This is a genomic window from Burkholderia sp. BDU5 (assembly GCF_001522845.1).
Classification (GTDB): domain Bacteria; phylum Pseudomonadota; class Gammaproteobacteria; order Burkholderiales; family Burkholderiaceae; genus Burkholderia; species Burkholderia mayonis.
In genome coordinates this window covers 1-20826 of sequence record NZ_LOWC01000002.1, presented here as the reverse complement: position 1 = coordinate 20826, position 20826 = coordinate 1, and the positions used below count along the sequence as shown (strand labels likewise).

Sequence of the window (20826 nt, the reverse complement as noted above, 5' to 3'; positions counted from 1 at the left end):
CGGCAGTTGAATGCCGCCTTTTTGTTGAGCCAGGAAAGTGTCAAGCGAACCGGTTGTCGCGCGCGAAGCCTGAGTGACCATCAGACGCGCGCCACGGAGACGGAAACGCTTAGTCGTTCTTCGTCTTGACGACTTTCTTGCCGCGATAGTAGCCGTTCGGGCTGATGTGGTGACGCAGATGCACTTCACCCGTGCTCGGCTCGACGGCGAGCGGCGTGGTGGTCAGGAAATCGTGCGAACGGTGCATGCCGCGCTTCGACGGCGACTTCTTGTTTTGTTGAACTGCCATGACTAACTCCTAAAAATTTTCCGAATTCTAACACAGCCCGATCCGGCGCTTGCTACCCCGGCCCTGCGGCCTCACGCCTTCCCGCGCCCCAACCCAACTGCCTAGTGTTTGTTGCCGTCCCCGCCCTTTTTGAGCGCTTCGAGCGCCGCGAATGGATTCGGCCTGCCGCCTTCGCCCGCCGCTTCGTCGGACGTATCGTCCGTATCGGCCGCGGGACCGCTCGCGCCCGATACGAGGCTTTCGTGCACCGCCGGACAGACATCGTGCCTCGGCACGAGCGGCAGCGAAAGCAGCAACTCCTCTTCGATCAAGCCCACGAGATCGAACTGGCGCGAACCGACAATCACGTCGACTTCATCTTCGTCGAGCGGGAATTCGTCCGCCTCTTCTTCGGTGGCGACGATCCGGTACACGACGTCGATATCGAACGACTGCTGGTACGGCGTCACGCAGCGCTGGCACTCGAGCCACGCGGCGCCATGCAGCGCGAGACGCAGATAAGGCTGCGCCCCCTCGGTGCCGTCGTCCTGCAGCTCGGGCTGCGTCGAGCCCTCCGCCTGCCAGGTAAATACCGTGTCGCGGTCTGGCGCGTCCTCCGGCACTTCGTTTAACATGCGCGGCAACTGCGAGAGCCGGACGGCACCCGCCGCCTGCCGAGCGCTGCGTGCAAATTCGAACAGATCGATCGCGTGTGGATCGAGCGAAACCGCGGGCTTGCTTGAGGACGGGTTCATGTGCGCTCCTGCCGTATCTGCCGTATCAACCCTCGGTACAACTCGTTCGTGCAGGCAGCCTGCGCAACCCCGCGTCCCGCGCGCCGATGCCTGACGCATCCGGCGCCGCCGTTGGCGCGTTGGGCGCTCGCAAAACCCCTGCCGATGAAAAGCGCAAGAGCATACCTGTTTTATCTTTTCGAGTCAAACACTTAAGACTTCGCCTGACACGACGCCGCGACGCGCCCGCGTGCCGCGCGGCAACGGCGATCCCTCCACCCCGGATCTTTCGAACCGACCGACACCCGACACCATCATGCAGGACAACCTTTCCAGTCCGCCGCGGCTGATTCTCGCCTCCAGCTCGCGCTACCGGCGCGAGCTCCTCGAACGCCTGCGCGTGCCGTTCGACGTCGTCACGCCCGCTGTCGACGAAACACCGTTGCCGGACGAAACGCCGTCCGCGACCGCACTGCGGCTCGCCGCCGCGAAGGCGCGCGCCGCCGCCGAACGCGCGAATTCGCCGCACGGCGCGCTCGTGATCGGCTCCGACCAGGTCGCGACCTTCGACGGGCTGCAGATCGGCAAGCCGGGCTCGCACGCGCGCGCGCTCGCGCAGTTGCAGGCGATGCGCGGCCGCGAAGTCGAATTCCACAGTGCGCTCTGCCTGTACGACAGCCGCTCCGGCGCGACGCAAGTCGAGGACATCGTGACGCGCGTGCGATTCCGCACGCTGACCGACGCCGAACTCGACGCCTATTTGCACGCGGAGACGCCGTACGACGTCGCGGGCAGCGCGAAATCGGAAGGGCTCGGCATCGCGCTCCTCGACGCGATCGATTCCGACGATCCGACCGCGCTCGTCGGCCTGCCGCTCATCGCGCTCACGCGGATGCTGCGCGCGGCCGGCTACCCGCTCTTCGGCGCGCCGGCGCCGGCTGCCACAGGAGCGGACGGACGATGACGGCAGGCACCCTCTATCTGATTCCGAACACGCTCGGCGAAGGCGACGCCGCGATGCTGGCGGCCGTACTGCCCGCCGCCGTGCAGGCGCGCGCCGCATCGCTCGGCTATTACATCGGCGAGAACGCGAAGACGACCCGCGCGTTCCTGAAGAAAGTCGGCGCCGAACGGCCGATCCAGGAAATCGAGATCCGCGAGCTGAACGTGAAGACACCCGCAGGCGAGATCGACAAGCTGCTCGCGCCGGTGCTCGCGGGCGCCGACGCGGGGCTCGTGTCGGAAGCCGGCTGCCCGGCCGTCGCCGATCCCGGCGCGCTTCTCGTGCGGCGTGCGCACGAGCGCGGCGTGAAGGTCGTGCCGCTCGTCGGGCCGAGCTCGATCCTGCTCGCGCTGATGGCGTCCGGCCTGAACGGCCAGAGCTTCGCGTTTCACGGCTACCTGCCCGTCGACGCCGCCGCGCGCGCGAAGCGCCTGCGCGAGCTCGAGCAGCAGTCGCGCAAGGCGAGGCAGACGCAGATATTCATCGAGACGCCATATCGCAATCACGCGATGCTCGATACGCTCGTCGCGACGTGCGCGCCGTCGACGCTCGTGTGCGTCGCGGCCGACCTGACGCTGCCGACCGAGACGATCGCGAGCCGGCCGGCCGGAGCATGGAAAAAAGCGCCTGTGCCCGATCTGCACAAGCGCCCGGCGATTTTCCTGCTGCTCGCGAATTGAGCGTGAGCGAGCCGCGCTGTCAGCGCAGCTTCAGCTCGCTGCCGGCGACGGCCGCCTTCAGCGCGGCGCTGCCGACCGCCGCGCCGAACCGGCGCGCGACGCGGTTGGTCAGGCTTTCCTTGACCGTGTAGTCGACGAGGTCGGGCGCCTTCAGCACGTCGCGCGCGACGGTGTCGGTCGTCCCGTAATCGTCGGCGAGGCCGAGCTCGATGCTCTTCGCGCCCGTCCAGAAGAGCCCCGAGAAGATGTCCGGCGAGTCGTGCAGCCGTGCGCCGCGGCCGTCCTTCACCGCCTTGATGAACTGCGCGTGGATCTCGTCGAGCATCTCCTGCGCGTGCGCGTCCATCTTCGGCGTCTCCGGCGAGAACGGATCGAAGAAGCCCTTGTTCTCGCCCGACGTGTGCAGGCGCCGATCGACGCCGAGCTTGCCCATCAGCCCGGTGAAGCCGAAGCCGTCCATCAGCACGCCGATCGAGCCGACGATGCTCGCCTTGTCGACGTAGATCTTGTCCGCCGCCGACGCGATGTAGTAGCCGCCCGACGCGCACATGTCGGTGACGACGACGTAGAGCGGCTTCGCCGGATATTTCTTGCGCAGCCGACGGATCTCGTCGTAGACGATGCCCGCCTGCACCGGGCTGCCGCCCGGGCTGTTGATGCGCAGCACGACGCCTGCCGTGCCTGAATCCTCGAACGCGCTGTCGAGCGCGGAATTGATGTCCTCGGCATTCGCGTTGGTGCTCGCGGCGATCTCGCCGTCGATCGTCACGACCGCCGTGTGGCGGCCGCTCGCGAGCTTGCCGCCGTCGCCGGACAAGCTGAAAAATGCAAAGACGAGCGCGGCGAGCACGAACAGAAACGCGAATCGGAAGAAGATCTTCCAGCGCCGCGCCGCGCGCTGCTCCTTGATCGCCGCGAGCGCGATGCGCTCGAGCGCGGCGCGCTCCCAGTTCGGTTCACGGGCGGCGGCGCGCGCCGCGGATTGGGATGACGAATCGGGAGGGTTGATTTGATCGGACATGCGTGAAAATCAGTGGTCAGAGAAGGCCGGGCGCAGTTCGCCGTCGGGCAGCCAAAACACCGCGCGGCCGTCGGGCGTGTCCCGCTCGTCGACCTGAACGGCGCGCAGCCGCGCGCCGCGGCACGGGCCGCCGACGCATTTGCCGGTGTCCGGCGTATAAATCGCGCCGTGCGTCGCGCACATCAAGTATAAACCCGACGATTCGAAGAACTGTCCCTCTGCCCAGTCTAGTTCCATCGGCACGTGCGCGCAGCGGTTCAGGTAACCGTACGCGCGCCCCTCGTAGCGAACGAAGAACACGACGACGGGCTCGCCGCGCAGCGTCGCGTCGAGCCGCACGCCCGCGCCGCCGTCGACGAGCGCGTCGGCCGCGCACACGAAGCGGGCGTCGTCGCCGCCTGTCATGCGTGCTCCCGCAGCCAGCCGGCAAGCGACGCGACGTCCGGCGCGACGAAACGCGGCGACAGCGCCGCGAGCGCATCGGCCGGATGCGCGCCGTACGCGACGCCGACGCCCGCCGCGCCCGCGCTCGCGGCCATCTGCAGGTCGTGCGTCGTATCGCCGATCATCACGGTGCGCGCCAGATCCTGCCCTAATTCGCGCGACAACTCCTGCAGCATCGCCGGGTGCGGCTTCGAAAAGGTCTCGTCCGCGCAGCGCGTGCCGTCGAAAAGGCTCGTCAGCTTCGCCTGGTCGAGCGCGCGGTTCAGGCCGACGCGCCCCTTCCCCGTCGCGACGGCGAGCAGATAACCGGTGTCGCGCAGCTCGTCGAGCATCTCGCGCACGCCGGCGAAAAGCTCGATCCGCTGATCCTTGACGAGATAGTGGAAGCGGTAGCGCTCGGCGAGCCGCGGATAATCGACGGGGTCGAGGCTCGGCGCGGTGACGGCGAGCGCGTCGCGCAGGCCGAGCCCGATCACGTAGCGGGCGGCCTCGTCGGACGGCGCAGGCAAGCCGAGATCGCGGCACGCGGCCTGGATGGACTGCGCGATGTGCGCGGTCGAATCCATCAGTGTGCCGTCCCAGTCGAAGACGATCAGATCAAATTGCTGTCGGGCCATGCGTGTCACGCGGAATCGCGCAAGTCGGTGAGTTGATCGAGAAAGTGCCGGCACTCGGCGGGCAGCGGCGCGTCGAACTGCAGCGGCTCGCCCGTCAGCGGATGCGCGAGGCGCAGCCGGTGCGCATGCAGGAACATCCGCTTGAGCGACGGCACCGCGTTCGCGCGGGCGAGCGCCTTGTTCAGCGCGAAATCGCCGTATTTCGCGTCGCCGACGATCGGCAGGCCGAGATGAGCGAGGTGCACGCGAATCTGATGGGTCCGCCCCGTTTTGAGTTCCGCTTCGACGAGCGCGTAGCCCGGCCAGCAGTTGACGAGATTGAACACCGTATGCGACGGCAGTCCGTCTTCCTGAACCCGCACGCGCCGCTCGCCGTCGGGCGTCGAGTACTTGAACAGAGGCACCTTCACCGCGCGGCGGCGGCCCCAGTCGGGCGCCCACTCGCCGTGCACGCACGCGAAGTAGCGCTTGTCCATCCGGTTTTCGCGGATCTGCTCGTGCAGTCCGACGAGCGCCGAACGCTTCTTCGCGAGCATCAGGATGCCCGACGTCTCGCGGTCGAGCCGGTGCACGAGTTCCAGGAATTTCGCGTGCGGCCGCGCATGACGCATCTGCTCGATCACGCCGAACGCGACCCCGCTGCCGCCGTGCACGGCGACGCCCGCCGGCTTGTTGAGCGCGATGATCGCGTCGTCCTCGAACAGGATCTCGAATTCCGCGGCGGGCACGGGCCCAGGCCCGGCCGCGCGCGCGAGGTCGGCCGCCGCGACGCGCACGGGCGGCACGCGCACGACGTCGCCGTGCGCAAGCCGGTATTGCGCGTCGACCCGGCCCTTGTTCACGCGGACTTCGCCGCTGCGGAGGATCCGGTAAATATGACTCTTCGGCACGCCTTTGCAGACACGCAAGAGGAAGTTGTCGATGCGCTGACCGGCGGCGCCGTCGTCGATCTCGATGAGCGAAACCTGACCGCTTGCGACCGAATTATGGGATTTTTTGCCTAACTCATTCATACTGAATATAATTTTGCGCAGCCTTCCGTAGCGAAGCGGCCTGATCGGCCGGTTTTCGGGCGGACTGCGCGAGGCGCAAGCGCAAACTGTTATTTTACTTGCGCCCGGGGCGCGCTGCTCGTCCTCATGAATGAAAGCAGCAAGTTGCACGCACGGCACCCCGCTCAGGCAGGGATCGCGCCCACAGGCGGATTCGGTCCGAGCCGTGCCGCGGTAACGGAATGTTGGACAAAAAGAATTTGTAGGAAGCTGCGGCGCGGCGCGATGTAAGCCCGACGCAGCTCCCTGTTGCGAATAGAACGGCGTGCGCCCGATGTGGTTCCGCCATAGCGCGGAACTTGGCGACGTCAAAACCAAGGAAGGACACCCCAGGCGGGAAAGTCGGGCTGGATTCGATACTCCCCGCTGCGGCCGAGCCGCAGTACATGCCGTCATCCGGCGCCGCGCGCACTTTGCGCCGCGCCCTGCGGCTGTGCCCGGTCAGAGGCTTAGCGCGCCCAGTGGCGCGCGGAGTGTCGACGCCGTGTGCTTTGAAGCCGTGTTCGCAGGCGCCCTCTGGCCGCCGCCCCGTCGTATGGGCGCGCGCCTCGTCAGGCCATTCTCCCGCCATCGTTCCCGCTCCAGCGTGCTTGTGACAACACAACAAGGCGCGGCCTGCCGTCGTCCCGCGTTCCGCATGACAAGCGGAGCGCGCCGCCGACAGAACCGCCTGGAGTCGTTCAATGAAACGCATGCTGTTCAATGCGACGCAGCAGGAAGAACTGCGCGTCGCCATCGTCGATGGGCAGAAGCTCATCGACATCGACATCGAAACCGCCGGACGCGAACAACGCAAAGGCAATATCTACAAGGGCGTCGTCACCCGCATCGAACCGTCGCTCGAAGCCTGCTTCGTCAACTACGGCGAAGACCGCCACGGCTTCCTGCCGTTCAAGGAAGTCGCCCGCCAGTACTTCAAGGAAGGCGTCGACATGCGCTCCGCGCGCATCCAGGACGCACTGCGCGAAGGCCAGGAGCTGATCGTCCAGGTCGAAAAGGAGGAGCGCGGCAACAAGGGCGCGGCGCTCACCACGTTCATCTCGCTCGCCGGCCGCTACCTCGTGCTGATGCCGAACAACCCGCGCGGCGGCGGCGTGTCGCGCCGCATCGAGGGCGACGAGCGCCAGGAGCTGCGCGAGACGATGGCGCAGCTTCAGATCCCCGACGGCATGAGCATGATCGCCCGCACGGCGGGCATCGGCCGCAGCGCCGAGGAACTGCAATGGGACCTGAACTACCTGCTGCAGCTCTGGCACGCGATCGAGGCGGCGTCGCAAAGCGGCCATCCCGGCCAGCCGATGCTGATCTACCTCGAATCGAGCCTCGTGATCCGCGCGATCCGGGACTATTTCCAGCCGGACATCGGCGAAATCCTGATCGACACGACAGAGATCTACGATCAGGCCCGCGCATTCATGGACATCGTGATGCCCGACAACGTCGGCAAGGTGAAGCGCTATCACGACGACGTCCCCCTCTTCTCGCGCTTCCAGATCGAGCACCAGATCGAGACCGCGTACTCGCGCACGGTGCCGCTGCCGTCGGGCGGCGCGATCGTGATCGATCACACCGAGGCGCTCGTCGCGATCGACGTGAACTCGGCGCGCGCGACGAAGGGCGCGGACATCGAGGAGACGGCGACCCGCACGAACCTCGAAGCGGCCGACGAAGTCGCGCGCCAGCTCCGTCTGCGCGACCTGGGCGGCCTCATCGTGATCGACTTCATCGACATGGAGTCGGCGAAGAGCCAGCGTGAAGTCGAGCAGCGTCTGAAGGACGCGCTCAAGCACGACCGTGCGCGCGTGCAGATGGGCAAGATCTCGCGCTTCGGCCTGATGGAGCTGTCGCGCCAGCGCCTGCGCCCGGCGCTGTCCGAAGGCAGCCACGTCACCTGCCCGCGCTGCAACGGCACGGGCCACATCCGCGACACCGAATCGTCCGCGCTGCAAGTGCTGCGGATCATTCAGGAAGAGGCAATGAAGGAGAACACCGCGGCGATCCACTGTCAGGTGCCCGTCGAGGTGACCGCCTTCCTGCTCAACGAAAAGCGTCAGGAAATCAACAAGATCGAGTCGCGCTTCAAGGTCGGCGTCGTGCTGATCCCGAACAAGCATCTCGATACGCCGCACTACAAGCTCGAGCGCCTGCGTCACGACGATGCGCGCCTCGACGATCCGCGCGCCTCGTGGAAGATGGCCGAGGAAGCCGCCCGCGAGCTCGAGGCGGAAACCGGCTACAGCAAGCGCGCCGAGGAAACGAAGCCGCGCCAGGAAGCGGCCGTCAAGGGCATCACGCCCGAACGCCCCGCACCGAGCCCCGCGCCACAGCGCCAGCCCGCACCGGAGGCGGCGCCCGTGGCCGTCGCGCCGGCAAGTGGCGGCTTCGTCAAGTGGCTGAAGAACCTGTTCGGCATGCAGCCGGCCGTGGCGCCCGCACCGGCGCCCGCTGTCAAGGAACCGGCCGCGCGTCCGGCGCGCGAGCGCGGTGAGCGCGGTGAGAAGGCCGAGCGCGGCGGCGATCGCAACCGCAACCGTCGCGGCAGTGGCGGCGCGCAGCAGGCAGGCGGACGCGACCAGGCCGCTGCAGGCGGCGGACGCGGTCAGGCCCCGCGCGCCGAGCGCGAAGCCAAGGAAACCCGCGAACCGCGCGAAGGCCGCGAGGCCCGAGAAGGTCGTGAAGGTCGTGAAGCACGCGGCGGCCGGGACAATCGCGAAGGCCGCGAAGCACGCGAAACCCGTGAGCCGCGCGAGCAACGTGAGCCGCGTGAGCGCGCGGAGACGGCCGATGCCGCTGAAGCGCCGCGCAGCGAGCGCCGTGAACGCGGCGAGCGCCGCAAGCCGGTCCCGCACGTCGCAACGCTCGAAACCGTGAACCGCGGCGAAAGCGCCCACGCGGAGCCGATCGAGCAGCCGGCTCATGCGCCCGGCGCGGAAGCCGGCGTCGAAGCGGATTCGAACGCCCGCGACGGCGAGGAACGCCGCCGTCGCCGCCGCGGTCGCCGCGGTGGCCGCCGCGAGCGTGAAGACGAAACCGCAGGCGCAGCACAAGCGGCGGAAGCCAGCGAAGGCGCGACGGCCGAAACGGCCGCATACGCAGCCGAAGCGCCGCAAGGCTTCGCGCCAATCGCCGACCACGAGCCGCAGCACGCCGGACAAGCGGGTGCAGGCGTGGCGGCGGTTGCGGCCGCGGCAGTCGCCACGGAAGCGATCGCTCACGTCGAGCGCGGCGTGAAGGTCGAGGCGCAAGCGGCCGCCGAAGCGCCTGCCGTTTCGGCCGAGCCGATCGCCGCAGCGCCGGCTCGTGCCGTCGAAGCACCTGCGGAAGCCGCGCCGGCTGCGACGCATGCCGAACCGGCTCCGGTCGAAAGCACGCACGAGCAAGCCGCTCCGGCCAACGCTGCTCCCGCTGAAGCCACGCCGGCCGAAGCGCCTGCCGCGGAAGCGTCCGAAGCCACCGCCCCGGCGGTTGCACCGACCCCGATCGCCAAGCCGGCCCCGGCAGTCGTCGAGCCGCAGCCCGCGCCCGCCGCAGTCGCCCCTGCCGAGGCAAGCGTCGCGCACGAGCCGGCCACCGTCGCCGAGACACAAGCACCGTCGGCGGCCGTCGCCGAGGCCGTCGCACCGGCTGCGGTAGCAGCCCCGAGCGCGAGCCTCGAAACGGTGCTCGAATCCGCCGGACTCGTCTGGGTCAACACGGACACGGACAAGCTGCGCGCGGCGCAAGCCGCCGCCGCGCAGATCGCGCCGCCCGTCCGTGCGCCGCGCGAACGCAAGCCGCTGCCGCCCGTCGAAACGGCGCCGATGCAGCAAGTCGAGACGACGCACCGCTGATTCGGTCGTCCATCGCACGAAAAAGCCCGCCCCGAAAAGGCGGGCTTTTTTGTCTGTGCTCGGATTCTGCGGGTTTCCATGCCCGGCCCCGCCTGCCGCTTCCAGCTAGAATGGAGGTCTAGCTCATCTTGCAACGCTCATGTCCCGACGCATCATTCCCGTGACCCCGGTCAGCGCAGCGCCCGATCTGTCCGGCGCCCTGCTCGCGCCGAGCGGCACACTGCGCGACGCCTTGGCGCGCCCGTTGCGCGACCTGCGCATCTCGGTCACGGACCGCTGCAACTTCCGATGCGTGTACTGCATGCCGCGCACCGTGTTCGGCAAGGACTATCCGTTCCTGCCGCACAGCGCGCTCCTGACACTCGAGGAAATCGAGCGTCTCGCGCGGCTTTTCGTCGCACACGGCGTCGAGAAAATCCGCATTACGGGCGGCGAGCCGCTCTTGCGCAAGAACATCGAATTCCTGATCGAGCGCCTCGCGCAAATGACGACCGTCGCGGGCCGGCCGCTCGACCTTACGCTCACGACCAACGGCTCGCTCCTCGCGCGCAAGGCGAAAAGCCTGCGGGATGCGGGGCTGTCGCGCGTGACGGTCAGCCTCGACGCGCTCGACGATGCGCTCTTCAAGCGGATGAACGACGCCGACTTCGCAAGCGCCGACGTGCTCGACGGCATCTTCGCCGCCCGGGCGGCGGGCCTCACGCCCGTGAAGGTCAACATGGTCGTCAAGCGCGGCACGAACGACGCCGAGATCGTGCAGATGGCGCGCCGCTTCAAAGGCACGGGCGTCGTACTTCGCTTCATCGAATACATGGACGTCGGCACGTCGAACGGCTGGAACATGGCCGAGGTGCTGCCGTCCGCAGACGTGATCGCGCGCGTCGCCGAGCACTTCCCGCTCGTGCCGCTCGAACGGCACACACCGTCCGAAACCGCGCAGCGCTGGGGCTACGCGGACGGCAGCGGCGAGATCGGCGTGATCTCGAGCGTCACGCGCGCGTTCTGCGGCGACTGCACGCGCGCGCGGCTGTCGACGGAAGGCAAGCTGTACCTGTGCCTCTTCGCATCGTCCGGCCACGACCTGCGCAGTCTCGTGCGCGGCGGCGCGACCGACGAGCAGATCGCCACCGTGATCGGCCACGTCTGGCAGGCGCGCACCGACCGCTACTCGCAACTGCGCGGCAGCGCGCAAGCGGGAGAAGAAGCGGCGGGCGAAGCGAAGCGCGTCGAAATGTCCTACATCGGCGGCTAGGCGCGCCGCCCGCTTCACGCGCTCGCCGCTTTCGCGATGCCGCCGCACGCCGCCCCCTCTTCCACGATCACCGGCCTGCTGCTCGCGGGCGGACGCGGCGCGCGGATGGGCGGCGTCGACAAGGGGCTGCAGCCGCTCCACGGCAAACCGCTCGCGCTGCACGTGCTGCGCCGGCTCGCGCCGCAGGTGGACGCGCTCGTCATCAGCGCGAATCGTCATCTCGATAAGTACGCGTCGCTCGGCGCGCCGTTTGATGCGCGTGTCGTCGCGGATACGCATGCGGACTTCGCCGGCCCGCTCGCCGGGCTCGCCGCCGGCATGCGCGCGGCCGACACGCCGCTCGTCCTGTGCACGCCGTGCGACTCGCCGTTCCTGCCCGCCGATCTCGCCGCGCGTCTTGCCGCCGCGCTCGACGCGCAGCACGCGGAAATCGCGTTCGCGACGACCGTCGACGCGCATGGCGACGTCTCTCCGCAGCCGGTCTTCGCGCTCGTGAACACCGCGCTCGCCGACGATCTCGCCGCGTATCTCGCGTCCGGCGAGCGCAAGATGCGCGCGTGGTACGCACGCCACAAGACGGTCGAAGTGCCGTTTGACGACGAGCGGGCGTTTTACAATGCAAACTCTTTGCGGGACTTAGCCGGCCTCGAACGTCCATGACGGGCCGCACGTCGTTCCGCGCGCCGCCCGCCGCTCACGACGCGTGCGTTTCACAGCGCGGCGGCCGGGACGCCGGCCCCGAATACAATCCGCCTAGCGGCGCCTCGTCATCGATGACCACGCACACCACGCCTACGCCATCCTCCACGTCCGAGAACGCCGTCGCGCTGACTGTCGACGAAGCGCGCGCGCTCGCGTTGCGCTTCGCCGAGCCAGTCACGCAAGTCGAGCGCGTCGTGCTGCGCGATGCGCTCGGCCGCGTGCTCGCCGACGACGTCGCATCGCCGTTCGACATCCCCGCCTACGACAACGCCGCGATGGACGGCTATGCGTTCGACGGTGCGGCGCTCGCCGCACCGGCCGCCGGCGGCACGCTCGAGCTCGCGATCGCCGGCCGCGCGCTCGCGGGCCATCCGTTCGACGGCCCGCGCGTCGCACCACGCGCATGCGTGCGGATCATGACGGGCGCGCAGGTGCCCACGGGCTGCGACACCGTGATCCCGCAGGAAAAAGTCGAAACGATGGGCGATGTCGTGCGCTTTCCGGCATCGGCCGTCGCGCGCGGCGACCACTGCCGGCGCGCGGGCGAAGACCTCGCACGCGGCGCGAGCGCGCTCGCCGCCGGCCGCGTCGTGCGCGCGACCGATCTCGGCCTGCTCGCATCGCTCGGCATCGCCGACGTCGCGGTGCGCCGCCGCGTGCGCGTCGCGTTCTTCTCGACGGGCGACGAGCTGCGCGTGCCGGGCGAGCCGCTGCGCGACGGCGGTCTCTACGACAGCAACCGCGCGACGCTAGCCGGGATGCTCGCGCGTATCGGCGTCGACACGATCGATCTCGGCATCGTCCGCGACGATCCCGTCGCACTCGAGCAAGTGCTGCAGACTGCGGCCGCGCAGGCGGACGCGGTGATCACGTCGGGCGGGGTGTCGGTCGGCGACGCGGATTTCACGCGCGCGCTGCTCGACAAGCTCGGCGACGTCACGTTCGCGAGCGTCGCGATGCGCCCGGGCCGGCCGCTCGCTTGCGGCCGCATTTGGGCGAGCGGGCGCGACGGACGGCCTGCGCTCTTCTTCGGCCTGCCGGGCAATCCGGTCGCGGTCGCGGCGACGTTCCTCGTGATCGTGCGAGACGCGCTCTTCGCGATGATGGGCGCCGACGCGAAGCCGCTTCCCTGCTATCCGGCCGTCTGCAGCGCGCCGCTCAAGAAGCGCGCGGGCCGCACCGAATACCTGCGCGGCCACGCGGCGCGCGACGCGGGCGGCGTCTGGCACGTAACGCCCGCCGGCTCGCAAAGCTCGGCGTCGCTCAAGAGCCTGAGCGACGCAAACTGCTTCATCGTGCTCGCGCACGACGCCGCGCGCGTCGACGCCGGCGCGACGGTCGACATCCTGCCGTTCGACGGCGCCATCTGAATCCGTTCTCAGCACTTCCACGGGGCAACTCGCATATGAAAAAACAAATCTCTTCGATCGCGCCGGGGCAGACCGCGAAAGCGCTGATCCTCGTCTATCTGACGTTCAGCGTGCCGATCGTGCTGCTTGGCATTCTCGTCGCGTTCGTGCGCTACGGGCGCGTCGAGCTGAGCACGATCTTCAGCGCGCTGCTCTTGAACGCGATCCTCGGCTTCGTGCTGCTGTGGATTGCGTGCCACGCGTACAACTGGGTCGCATCGCGCTTCGGCGGCATCGAGATCGTGCTGTCGGACGCGCCGGAGGAAGCATGAGCGCCACGGCGAACGAGACGATCTCGATCCGCGCGGCAGCGCCCGCCGACGTCTCCGCGATGCTCTCGCTGATGCGCGAGCTCGCGGCGTTCGAGAAGCTCACGCATCTGTTCGTCGCAACCGAAACCGATCTCGCCGACGCCCTTTTCGGCGCACGGCCGTCGGCCGAGGCGCTCGTCGCGGTGCACGGCGGCGCGATCGTTGGCTATGCGCTCTACTTTCACAACTATTCGACGTTCATCGGCCGCCGGGGCCTGTATCTCGAAGACCTGTACGTGCAGCCGTCGCAACGCGGCACGGGGCTCGGCACGCGACTGCTGCGGCGGCTCGCGGCGATCGCGGTCGAGCGCCGCTGCGGGCGCTTCGAGTGGACCGTGCTCGACTGGAACCAGCCGGCGATCGACTTCTATCGGAAGATGGGCGCGGACGTGCTGTCCGACTGGCGCGTCGTGCGCGTGACGGGCGACGCGCTCGCGCAGCTCGCGAACGGCGCCGCTTAGCGCAGGCGCGGCGCGGCTGCCGGACGGCACACGGTAACGTGGCTGGCGGCTGGCATTGACGCCCAATCGTCGCGCGAGGCGATGAACGACGGGCCGCTCGGTCGAGGCCGGACAAAACCGCCGACACTCGATCGAACCGGCCAAGCAAACGGGGCGCACGCGGCGCCCCGTTTTTCATTTTGCATGCGCGCTCGGCAATCCGTCCGCCTTTCGCGCGACGCGCACCTCAGCGCTCGTCCGCCTCCGCTCCATCGGCGCCCAACAGACCGCTCGCGGCCTCGCCCGGCAGCGCCTCGACCTCCTTCAGCTTGCGGTTCATCACGCGCGTGCGCTGCTCGGCCGCTTCGATCGAGCGCGTGACCGTCTCGAGCTGCGACTTCGTCCGCGCGAGCACGTCGCCGAACTTGCCGAACTCGGTCTTCACCGCACCGAGCACCTGCCACACCTCGCTCGATCGCTTCTCGATCGCGAGCGTGCGAAAACCCATCTGCAGGCTGTTCAGGAGCGCGGTCAGCGTCGTCGGACCGGCGATCGTCACGCGATAGTCGCGCTGCAAAAGATCGGTCAGGCCCGGGCGGCGCAGGATCTCCGCATAGAGCCCTTCGGTCGGCAGGAACAGCAGCGCGAAATCGGTCGTATGCGGCGGCGCGACGTATTTCTCGGCGATCGTGCGCGCCTCCGCGCGAATCCGCGCCTCGAGCGCGCGCGCCGCTTCCTCGACGGCCGCCACGTCCGCGCGCTCCTGCGCGTCGATCAGGCGCTCGTAGTCCTCGCGCGGGAATTTGGCATCGATCGGCAGCCAAACCGGCTGCGCGCCGCCCGTCTCGTTCGCGCCGTGCCGCCCCGGCAGGCGGATCGCGAACTCGACGCGCTCGCTGCTCTTCGGCACCGTTGCGACGTTCTTCGCGTATTGATCCGGCGTCAGCATCTGCTCGAGCAGCGCCTCGAGCTGCACTTCGCCCCAGGTGCCGCGCGTCTTCACGTTCGTCAGCACCTTCTTCAGGTCGCCGACGCCCGCCGCGAGCGTCTGCATCTCGCCGAGCCCGCGATGCACCTGCTCGAGGCGATCCGACACGAGCTTGAACGATTCGCCGAGACGCTGCTCGAGCGTCGCGTGCAGCTTCTCGTCGACGGTGCGCCGCATCTCCTCGAGCTTCGCCGCGTTGTTCGCCTCGATCTCCTTCAGCCGCATCTCGAGCGTCGCGCGCACCTCGCCGATCCGTCGATCGTTCGCTTCCGTCAGTTGCGTCAACTGCTGGTTGAGCGTGTCGCCGAAATGCCGCAGCGCCGCGCCCTGCTCATCGCGCGCGAGCTGCGACTGCCGCTGCAGCGTCTCGCGCATCGCGTCGAACTGCTGCGTGTTGCCCGCGACGAGCTTCACGAGCTGCTGTGCGAAGCCGTCGATCTGGTTGTTCTGCACGGTCGCGACACTCGAGAGCTGCGCGGCGAGCGTCTGCTGCAATTGCGCGAAGTTGCCGGCGAGCTCGGTGCGCGAGTGGCGCGCGCCGTCGACGATCTCCGTGCGCAGTTCGCGCTCGAGGCGCTCGGCCGCGTGCGCATGCGCGTCGTTCGCGTCGTCGATCTGCTCGGCGAGCCGCTCGACGCCGTCGCCGCGCGAGCCGCCGCGCAACAGCACGACGAGCGCGACGACGAGCGCCACCGCCAGCGCGACGACGGCGGCCAACCACAGCGTTTCGGTCATATGCGTGCCTTCCCCAACACGCCGGGATTGATCGGATTCGGCGGAAGGCCCGCACGCGGCCCTTCGCCCAACGCGGCGATCAGATTGTCCGCGGCGAGATTCGCCATCGCGCGCCGCGTGCCTTCGCTCGCGCTCGCAATGTGCGGCGTCAGCACGACGTTCGGCACCTCGAGCAACGCCGGATGCACGCCCGGCTCGCCTTCGAACACGTCGAGGCCGGCTGCGGCGATCCGCTTGTCGCGCAGCGCGTCGGCGAGCGCCGCGTCGTCGACGATGCCGCCGCGCGCGATGTTCGTGAGCGTCGCGGTCGGCTTCATCAGCGCGAGCTCGGCCGCGCCGATCGTATGGCGGCTCTCGGCCGAGTACGGCAGCACGAGCACGACGTGATCGGCCTGCGCGAGGAGCGCCGCCTTCGACACGTACTCGGCGTTCAGCTCCGCCTCGATCTCGGGCGCGACGCGCGAGCGGTTGTGGTAGATCACGCGCATGTCGAAGCCGCGCGCGCGGCGTGCGATTGCCTGGCCGATGCGGCCCATGCCGATCACGCCGAGCGTCGCGCCGTGGATGTCCGCGCCGAGGAAGCCGTCGTACGACCACTTGCGCCATTGGCCCGCGCGCAGCCAGTGCTCGGATTCGGCGATCCGCCGCGCGGCCGCCATCATCAGCGCCCAGCCGAAGTCGGCCGTCGTCTCGTTCAGCACGTCGGGCGTGTTGGTGCCGAGCACGTGCGCGGCGTTGAACGCGCCGATGTCGAAATTGTTATAGCCGACCGCCATGTTCGACACGACGCGCAGCCGCGGCGCGGCCGCGAGCACCGACGCGTCGATCACGTCGCCCGCCGTCAGCGCGCCGTCCTTGTCCGAAAGACGCGCCTTGAGCGCGTCGGGTGGGAGCGCGTCGACGTCGTTCCAGTCGACGTCGAAATACTGCTTGAGCCGCTCGATCACGTCCGGAAAGATCGAGCGCGCGACCAGGATTTTCTGCATTGCCGTCTCCGTCATGCCGCGCGGGCGGCGAACGCGCGCATCGCGCCGCCCGCCGCCCTCGCGGCCGTTATCGTCACCCTGCCTGACCGCTGAAGAACACCCACGTCGTCAGCAAGAACACCGGCACGAGGATCGCGAGCGCCCAACCGAGGTACGCGAAGAAGCTCGGCATCCTCACGCCGCGCGACTCGGCGATCGCCTTCACCATGAAATTCGGCGCGTTGCCGATGTAGCTGTTCGCGCCCATGAACACGGCGCCCGCCGAGATCGCCGCGAGCGTCGTCGCGCCGGTCGTCATCAGCGCCTGCGCGTCGCCGCCCGCGAGATTGAAGAACACGAGATAGGTCGGCGCATTGTCGAGGAACGACGACAGCACGCCCGTCGCCCAGAAATACATCGCGTCGATCGGCTTGCCGTCGGCATCCGTGACGAGATGGACGATCGGCGCGAACACGCCGTCGCCGCCCGCGCGCAGGATCACGATCACCGGCGCGATCGTCACGAAGATGCCCGCGAACAGCTTCGCGACCTCCTCGATCGGCGCCCAGTTGAACGCGTTGCCCTCGCGCGCCGAGCGCGGCGTGATCGCGAGCGATACAAGCGCGACGACGGCGAGCGCGACGTCGCGCACCGCGTTTTGCAGCGCCACGTGCGTGCCGAACAAGTCGAACGTGACGCCGGGCTTCCAGAGGCCGCTCATCAGCACGAGCGCGATCACTGCGCCGAGCAGCACGAAGTTGATCTTGCCCTCGATCGACACGCCGTGCGAATCAGGTGTCGGATCGAGGAACGGCTTCCTCTCCTCGCCGCCCTTTCGATAGAAGTACGTATCGACCACGAAGAAGAGCGTGAGCAGGATTCCGCAGATGAAGAGCATCGGCAGCGCGAGATGGGTCGTCGTCCAGAAGAAATCGACGCCGTTCAGGAAGCCGAGGAAGAGCGGCGGATCGCCGAGCGGCGACAGCGAGCCGCCCGCGTTCGCGACGAGAAAGATGAAGAACACGACCACATGCACGACGTGCTTGCGGTTGTCGTTCGCACGCAGGAGCGGCCGAATCAGCAGCATCGCGGCGCCCGTCGTGCCCATCACGCTCGCGAGCACGGTGCCGAGCGCGAGGATGCCGGTGTTGAGCTTCGGCGTGCCGTGCAGGTTGCCGCGCACGCAGATGCCCCCCGCGACCGTATAGAGCGACGTCAGCAGCACGATGAACGGGATGTACTCCTCGAAGAGCGCGTGCATCAATGTGCCGAACGCGGTGCCGAAGCCGAACGTCGCGGCGAACGGGATCAGGAACGCGACCGCCCAGGCCGCGGCGATCTTGCCGAAATGGTGATGCCAGAACACCGGCGCGATCAGCGGGAAGAGCGCGATCGACAACAGGATGCCCGCGAACGGGATCGCCCAGAACGCGGAAAGCGCGGCACCGTCGAGCGTTGCGGCCGATGCGAGCGCGGGAGCGGCGCCTAACGCGCCTCCCAGCGCCATGCCCGCCCAGGCGGCATGTCGTTTCATGTGATTTCCTCTTGAAATACGGGTGGAATACGGCGCGTGACGCAACGGCGGCAAAGGCGGCGACGGCGTCACGCGTCGCGCACGACGATCGCGTGCACGCGATACGGGCCGTGCGCGCCGAGCACGATCGTCTGCTCGATGTCGCCGGTGCGCGACGGCCCCGACACGAAGTTCACCGCGCGCGGCAATACGCCGCGCTCTGCGCGGATCAGCGCGAACGCATCCTCGTGCCCCGCGACGATCCGCGACGCGGGCACGAGCGCAATATGGGTTTCCGGCAGCAGCGCGGCGGACGAACACGTCTTCGGACTAGACAGCAGAACCAGCGAACCGGTTTCCGCCGTCGCGCAAAAACAGCCGGTGATGCCGACGCGATCGCCGTCGACCGGCTTGCGGAATTCGACCGCGAGCCCCGCGCCCGCCCAGTCGAGCCCGTCGAGCGCCGGCCACGCGATCGCTTGCGTGCCGAGCCCCATCCGGCGCAGATAAGCGGCCGCCGCGGCGGGCGCGTCATGCATCGACGCGACGGTGTCGGCAGTCGTCGCGAGCCGCAGCGCCTCGTCGACGAAGCGGGCGACGAGATCGCCCTCGAGCGGCGGGCGCGGCCCCGCCGGATGGCGCGCGACGTAATCGGCCGCATGCTCGCGCTCCACCTCGGCCAGCTCGGCCGGACGGCCCTGCGCCGCGCGGACGCGCGCGAGGATGTTGCGGCGGGCAGCCGATGTGTCCATGGACGGTCCTCGTGACGATGGCCTTCGATACCGGCCCGATTATACCGGCCGATGCGGCGCGCGCCCGTGGCGGCGGATACGAAAAATGCAGGCCGGGGACGGCCCGCGCGGCCTGCGTGCGTTCCGTCCCGATGTCGATGCGGCCGCGCTCGCGCGCCGCCGCGCGGCGGCGTCACTTGCCCGCGTCGTCGTCGGGCGGCTGCGTAATCCCGAACACCTGGCGCAGATACGCGAGATACGCCTTGTCGTCGCACATGCTCTTGCCCGGCGAATCGGACAGCTTCGCGACCGGCTGACCGTTGCAGCGCACCATCTTGATGACGATCTGCAGCGGCTGGTAGCCGAGATCGTTGGTCAGGTTCGTGCCGACGCCGAACGCGAGCTTGCAGCGGCCGCGAAATCGTTCGTACAGCTGCATGACCTTCGGGACGTCGAGCGCGTCGGAGAACACGAGCACCTTCGTGCGCGGATCGCAGCGGTTCGCCTCGTAATGCTTGACGAGCCGCTCGCCCCACTCGAACGGATCGCCCGAGTCGTGGCGCGCGCCGTCGAAGAGCTTGCAGAAGTACATGTCGAAGTCGTTCAGGAACGCGTCCATCCCGTAGACGTCGGACAGCGCGATCCCGAGGTCGCCGCGGTATTCCTTCGCCCACATCTCCAAACCGTATGTCTGCGAATCGCGCAGCCGCGGGCCGAGCGCCTGGCACGCCTGCAGATACTCGTGCGCCATCGTGCCAAGCGGCGTGATCTCGTGCGTCATCGCGTAATAGACGTTGCTCGTGCCGGCGAATTGCGCACCGAGCCCGTCCCGCAGCGTGCGCAGCACTTCCTCGTGCCAGACCTTCGAGAAGCGGCGGCGCGTGCCGTAGTCGGCGATCTTGCAGTCGGCAAATTCGGGTTTCGCGCCGAGCCGCTGGATCTTCTCACGCAGCCGATCGCGCCCTTCGCGGTAGTCCGGGCTGCGCTGTGTGTTGCGGAAGTACACCTCGTTGACGATCGCGAGCACCGGGATCTCGAAGAGGATCGTATGCAGCCACGGCCCCTTGATCTCGATGTCGATTTCGCCGCCGCCCTTCGGCGACGGCGCGATCGAGATGTACTTCTCGTTCAGATGAAAGAGCGCGAGGAAATCGACGAAATCGCTCTTGATGAAGCGCAGCCGGCGCAGGTAGTCGAGCTCGGGGTCGGTGAAGCGCAGCTCGCACAGCGAGCGGACCTCGGCGCGGATCTCGTCGATGTACGGAACGAGGTCGACGCCGGACGTCCGGCACTTGAACCGGTATTCGACGCTTGCGGCGGGAAAATGATGCAGGACGACCTGCATCATCGTGAATTTGTACAGATCGGTATCGAGCAGCGAAGTGATGATCATGATTCCAGACTGCCAAAATCGAGACGGAGCCCGAGCGTTTGCGCGCCCTGCGCGCCCGCCGGGTTGACGCATGTTACCCGAATGCGGCGCGAATCCGTGCCGAAACGCCCGGCACACCGCGCGATCCGCCATAAACTAATCACGAAACGGTATAAGCGGGAAAGTCGAGCGCGCGATGCGGGTTTGACGCATCAGTTACAATGCCGCTTTTGGCGCCACTCGCCGCCCCATACATACCTAGATACCGCCGCAGGAGCGTTTTGAATGACCCACGTTGTGACTGAAGCGTGCATCAAGTGCAAATACACGGATTGCGTCGATGTATGCCCTGTGGACTGCTTCCGTGAAGGCCCGAACTTCCTCGCGATCGATCCGGACGAGTGCATCGACTGCGCGGTGTGCGTCGCTGAATGCCCGACCAACGCAATCTACGCGGAAGAAGACGTGCCGGGCGACCAGCAGCAGTTCACCGAACTGAACGCCGACCTCGCGAAGGTCTGGCCGTCGATCACGAAGACGAAGCCCGCGCCCGCCGACGCCGACGAGTGGAAGGACGTGCAGGACAAGCTGCACCTGCTCGAGCGCTGATCGCAAGCGCTACCGGGACGCGGCCCGGCACCGCACGACGCACGCCGATGCTCGAAGGTATGTCTCAAAGGTATGTCGCGGACAAATAGAAATGTCCGGTTTTGTAGCAAATGAAATGTCCGCATGTTGGCGGGGGCGGCAAGCCGGCGT

Annotated in this window: 21 protein-coding genes and 1 pseudogene; 11 read left to right on the top strand and 11 right to left on the bottom strand. The window is 68.1% G+C overall.

Annotated features, from left to right (window positions below; all coding sequences use genetic code 11):
* Positions 1 to 109: 109 nt before the first annotated feature.
* Complete coding sequence (rpmF, locus tag WS69_RS00570) at positions 110 to 289, bottom strand: 50S ribosomal protein L32 (RefSeq protein ID WP_012735017.1); 180 nt, start codon at positions 287 to 289, stop codon at positions 110 to 112.
* A 101-nt stretch (positions 290 to 390) separates the two neighbouring features.
* A complete protein-coding gene (locus WS69_RS00565; RefSeq protein ID WP_059468903.1) occupies positions 391 to 1023 on the bottom strand; it encodes a DUF177 domain-containing protein in 633 nt (210 codons plus the stop codon).
* A gap of 295 nt (positions 1024 to 1318) precedes the next feature.
* On the opposite strand from WS69_RS00565, the gene WS69_RS00560 reads away from it, so the two are divergent.
* Both WS69_RS00560 and WS69_RS00555 read left to right on the top strand, forming a co-directional pair.
* Positions 1319 to 1966, top strand: a complete 648-nt coding sequence (locus WS69_RS00560) for a Maf-like protein (RefSeq protein WP_059468902.1) — start codon at positions 1319 to 1321, stop codon at positions 1964 to 1966.
* Positions 1963 to 2685, top strand: coding sequence for an SAM-dependent methyltransferase (locus WS69_RS00555; protein ID WP_059468901.1), 723 nt, complete (start codon positions 1963 to 1965; stop codon positions 2683 to 2685). The genes WS69_RS00560 and WS69_RS00555 overlap by 4 nt, the downstream gene beginning before the upstream one ends.
* 19 nt (positions 2686 to 2704) lie before the next feature.
* Here the strand turns inward: WS69_RS00555 and WS69_RS00550 are convergent, their stop codons facing one another.
* Genes WS69_RS00550 through WS69_RS00535 form a run of 4 tightly spaced genes read right to left on the bottom strand, consistent with a single transcriptional unit; the run spans position 2705 to position 5675 of the window.
* Entirely contained in the window at positions 2705 to 3706 is a 1002-nt protein-coding gene (locus tag WS69_RS00550; protein ID WP_059468900.1) for a S49 family peptidase, read from the bottom strand.
* A gap of 9 nt (positions 3707 to 3715) precedes the next feature.
* Positions 3716 to 4111: a Rieske (2Fe-2S) protein gene (locus tag WS69_RS00545; protein ID WP_059468899.1), complete on the bottom strand. Its 396-nt coding sequence runs from the start codon at positions 4109 to 4111 to the stop codon at positions 3716 to 3718.
* On the bottom strand, positions 4108 to 4767 hold the full coding sequence (locus tag WS69_RS00540) for an HAD-IA family hydrolase (RefSeq protein ID WP_059468898.1): 660 nt from the start codon (positions 4765 to 4767) through the stop codon (positions 4108 to 4110). Before WS69_RS00540 ends, WS69_RS00545 begins: the two co-directional genes overlap by 4 nt.
* A gap of 5 nt (positions 4768 to 4772) precedes the next feature.
* Positions 4773 to 5675 carry an RluA family pseudouridine synthase gene (locus tag WS69_RS00535; RefSeq protein WP_231747046.1) on the bottom strand — a complete coding sequence of 301 codons (903 nt, stop codon included), beginning with the start codon at positions 5673 to 5675 and terminating at the stop codon, positions 4773 to 4775.
* Here WS69_RS00535 and WS69_RS35610 point away from each other — a divergent pair.
* From WS69_RS35610 to WS69_RS00505, 7 genes are all read left to right on the top strand, one after another.
* Complete coding sequence (locus WS69_RS35610) at positions 5643 to 5771, top strand: hypothetical protein (RefSeq protein WP_269434726.1); 129 nt, start codon at positions 5643 to 5645, stop codon at positions 5769 to 5771. The genes WS69_RS00535 and WS69_RS35610 overlap by 33 nt on opposite strands.
* Positions 5772 to 6502: 731 nt before the next feature.
* Positions 6503 to 9649: an Rne/Rng family ribonuclease gene (locus WS69_RS00530; RefSeq protein ID WP_059468896.1), complete on the top strand. Its 3147-nt coding sequence runs from the start codon at positions 6503 to 6505 to the stop codon at positions 9647 to 9649.
* Between the two features lie 139 nt (positions 9650 to 9788).
* Complete coding sequence (moaA, locus tag WS69_RS00525; RefSeq protein WP_059468895.1) at positions 9789 to 10901, top strand: GTP 3',8-cyclase MoaA; 1113 nt, start codon at positions 9789 to 9791, stop codon at positions 10899 to 10901.
* A gap of 36 nt (positions 10902 to 10937) precedes the next feature.
* The gene (gene mobA / locus WS69_RS00520) at positions 10938 to 11561 is read left to right on the top strand and encodes a molybdenum cofactor guanylyltransferase MobA (protein WP_059468894.1); all 624 of its coding nucleotides are present in this window, start codon (positions 10938 to 10940) and stop codon (positions 11559 to 11561) included.
* Between the two features lie 113 nt (positions 11562 to 11674).
* Positions 11675 to 12973, top strand: a complete 1299-nt coding sequence (gene moeA / locus WS69_RS00515; RefSeq protein WP_059469010.1) for a molybdopterin molybdotransferase MoeA — start codon at positions 11675 to 11677, stop codon at positions 12971 to 12973.
* A gap of 35 nt (positions 12974 to 13008) precedes the next feature.
* Positions 13009 to 13284 carry a hypothetical protein gene (locus tag WS69_RS00510; RefSeq protein ID WP_010105369.1) on the top strand — a complete coding sequence of 92 codons (276 nt, stop codon included), beginning with the start codon at positions 13009 to 13011 and terminating at the stop codon, positions 13282 to 13284.
* Complete coding sequence (locus WS69_RS00505) at positions 13281 to 13784, top strand: GNAT family N-acetyltransferase (protein WP_059468893.1); 504 nt, start codon at positions 13281 to 13283, stop codon at positions 13782 to 13784. The genes WS69_RS00510 and WS69_RS00505 overlap by 4 nt, the downstream gene beginning before the upstream one ends.
* A 226-nt stretch (positions 13785 to 14010) precedes the next feature.
* On the opposite strand, the gene WS69_RS00500 is transcribed toward WS69_RS00505, so the two are convergent.
* The 5 genes from WS69_RS00500 to pncB form a co-directional block, all read right to left on the bottom strand.
* Complete coding sequence (locus WS69_RS00500) at positions 14011 to 15486, bottom strand: DNA recombination protein RmuC (RefSeq protein ID WP_059468892.1); 1476 nt, start codon at positions 15484 to 15486, stop codon at positions 14011 to 14013.
* Positions 15483 to 16472 (bottom strand): 2-hydroxyacid dehydrogenase, encoded by a 990-nt coding sequence (locus WS69_RS00495; protein WP_059469009.1) that lies wholly within the window; start codon positions 16470 to 16472, stop codon positions 15483 to 15485. Before WS69_RS00495 ends, WS69_RS00500 begins: the two co-directional genes overlap by 4 nt.
* A gap of 73 nt (positions 16473 to 16545) precedes the next feature.
* On the bottom strand, positions 16546 to 17985 hold the full coding sequence (locus WS69_RS00490) for a sodium:proton antiporter (protein WP_059468891.1): 1440 nt from the start codon (positions 17983 to 17985) through the stop codon (positions 16546 to 16548).
* 68 nt (positions 17986 to 18053) lie between these two features.
* Positions 18054 to 18716 carry a LutC/YkgG family protein gene (locus tag WS69_RS00485; protein WP_059468890.1) on the bottom strand — a complete coding sequence of 221 codons (663 nt, stop codon included), beginning with the start codon at positions 18714 to 18716 and terminating at the stop codon, positions 18054 to 18056.
* Between the two features lie 172 nt (positions 18717 to 18888).
* Entirely contained in the window at positions 18889 to 20088 is a 1200-nt protein-coding gene (pncB, locus tag WS69_RS00480) for a nicotinate phosphoribosyltransferase (RefSeq protein ID WP_059468889.1), read from the bottom strand.
* An 81-nt stretch (positions 20089 to 20169) separates the two neighbouring features.
* Between pncB and WS69_RS35415 the strand changes: the two are divergent.
* Positions 20170 to 20435 (top strand): annotated as a pseudogene (locus tag WS69_RS35415) (hypothetical protein).
* Positions 20380 to 20676, top strand: coding sequence for a ferredoxin FdxA (gene fdxA / locus WS69_RS00475; RefSeq protein ID WP_331457964.1), 297 nt, complete (start codon positions 20380 to 20382; stop codon positions 20674 to 20676). The pseudogene WS69_RS35415 and the gene fdxA overlap by 56 nt, the downstream one beginning before the upstream one ends.
* Positions 20677 to 20826: the final 150 nt, after the last annotated feature.

What these genes read in the sequence shown, in the direction of transcription:
- rpmF (WP_012735017.1), bottom strand. Translation starts at nt 289, where the DNA reads ATGGCAGTTCAACAAAACAAGAAGTCGCCGTCGAAGCGCGGCATGCAC.
- WS69_RS00565 (WP_059468903.1), bottom strand. Translation starts at nt 1,023, where the DNA reads ATGAACCCGTCCTCAAGCAAGCCCGCGGTTTCGCTCGATCCACACGCG.
- WS69_RS00560 (WP_059468902.1), top strand. Translation starts at nt 1,319, where the DNA reads ATGCAGGACAACCTTTCCAGTCCGCCGCGGCTGATTCTCGCCTCCAGC.
- WS69_RS00555 (WP_059468901.1), top strand. Translation starts at nt 1,963, where the DNA reads ATGACGGCAGGCACCCTCTATCTGATTCCGAACACGCTCGGCGAAGGC.
- WS69_RS00550 (WP_059468900.1), bottom strand. Translation starts at nt 3,706, where the DNA reads ATGTCCGATCAAATCAACCCTCCCGATTCGTCATCCCAATCCGCGGCG.
- WS69_RS00545 (WP_059468899.1), bottom strand. Translation starts at nt 4,111, where the DNA reads ATGACAGGCGGCGACGACGCCCGCTTCGTGTGCGCGGCCGACGCGCTC.
- WS69_RS00540 (WP_059468898.1), bottom strand. Translation starts at nt 4,767, where the DNA reads ATGGCCCGACAGCAATTTGATCTGATCGTCTTCGACTGGGACGGCACA.
- WS69_RS35610 (WP_269434726.1), top strand. Translation starts at nt 5,643, where the DNA reads ATGACTCTTCGGCACGCCTTTGCAGACACGCAAGAGGAAGTTGTCGAT.
- WS69_RS00530 (WP_059468896.1), top strand. Translation starts at nt 6,503, where the DNA reads ATGAAACGCATGCTGTTCAATGCGACGCAGCAGGAAGAACTGCGCGTC.
- moaA (WP_059468895.1), top strand. Translation starts at nt 9,789, where the DNA reads ATGTCCCGACGCATCATTCCCGTGACCCCGGTCAGCGCAGCGCCCGAT.
- mobA (WP_059468894.1), top strand. Translation starts at nt 10,938, where the DNA reads ATGCCGCCGCACGCCGCCCCCTCTTCCACGATCACCGGCCTGCTGCTC.
- moeA (WP_059469010.1), top strand. Translation starts at nt 11,675, where the DNA reads ATGACCACGCACACCACGCCTACGCCATCCTCCACGTCCGAGAACGCC.
- WS69_RS00510 (WP_010105369.1), top strand. Translation starts at nt 13,009, where the DNA reads ATGAAAAAACAAATCTCTTCGATCGCGCCGGGGCAGACCGCGAAAGCG.
- WS69_RS00505 (WP_059468893.1), top strand. Translation starts at nt 13,281, where the DNA reads ATGAGCGCCACGGCGAACGAGACGATCTCGATCCGCGCGGCAGCGCCC.
- WS69_RS00500 (WP_059468892.1), bottom strand. Translation starts at nt 15,486, where the DNA reads ATGACCGAAACGCTGTGGTTGGCCGCCGTCGTCGCGCTGGCGGTGGCG.
- WS69_RS00495 (WP_059469009.1), bottom strand. Translation starts at nt 16,472, where the DNA reads ATGCAGAAAATCCTGGTCGCGCGCTCGATCTTTCCGGACGTGATCGAG.
- WS69_RS00490 (WP_059468891.1), bottom strand. Translation starts at nt 17,985, where the DNA reads ATGAAACGACATGCCGCCTGGGCGGGCATGGCGCTGGGAGGCGCGTTA.
- WS69_RS00485 (WP_059468890.1), bottom strand. Translation starts at nt 18,716, where the DNA reads ATGGACACATCGGCTGCCCGCCGCAACATCCTCGCGCGCGTCCGCGCG.
- pncB (WP_059468889.1), bottom strand. Translation starts at nt 20,088, where the DNA reads ATGATCATCACTTCGCTGCTCGATACCGATCTGTACAAATTCACGATG.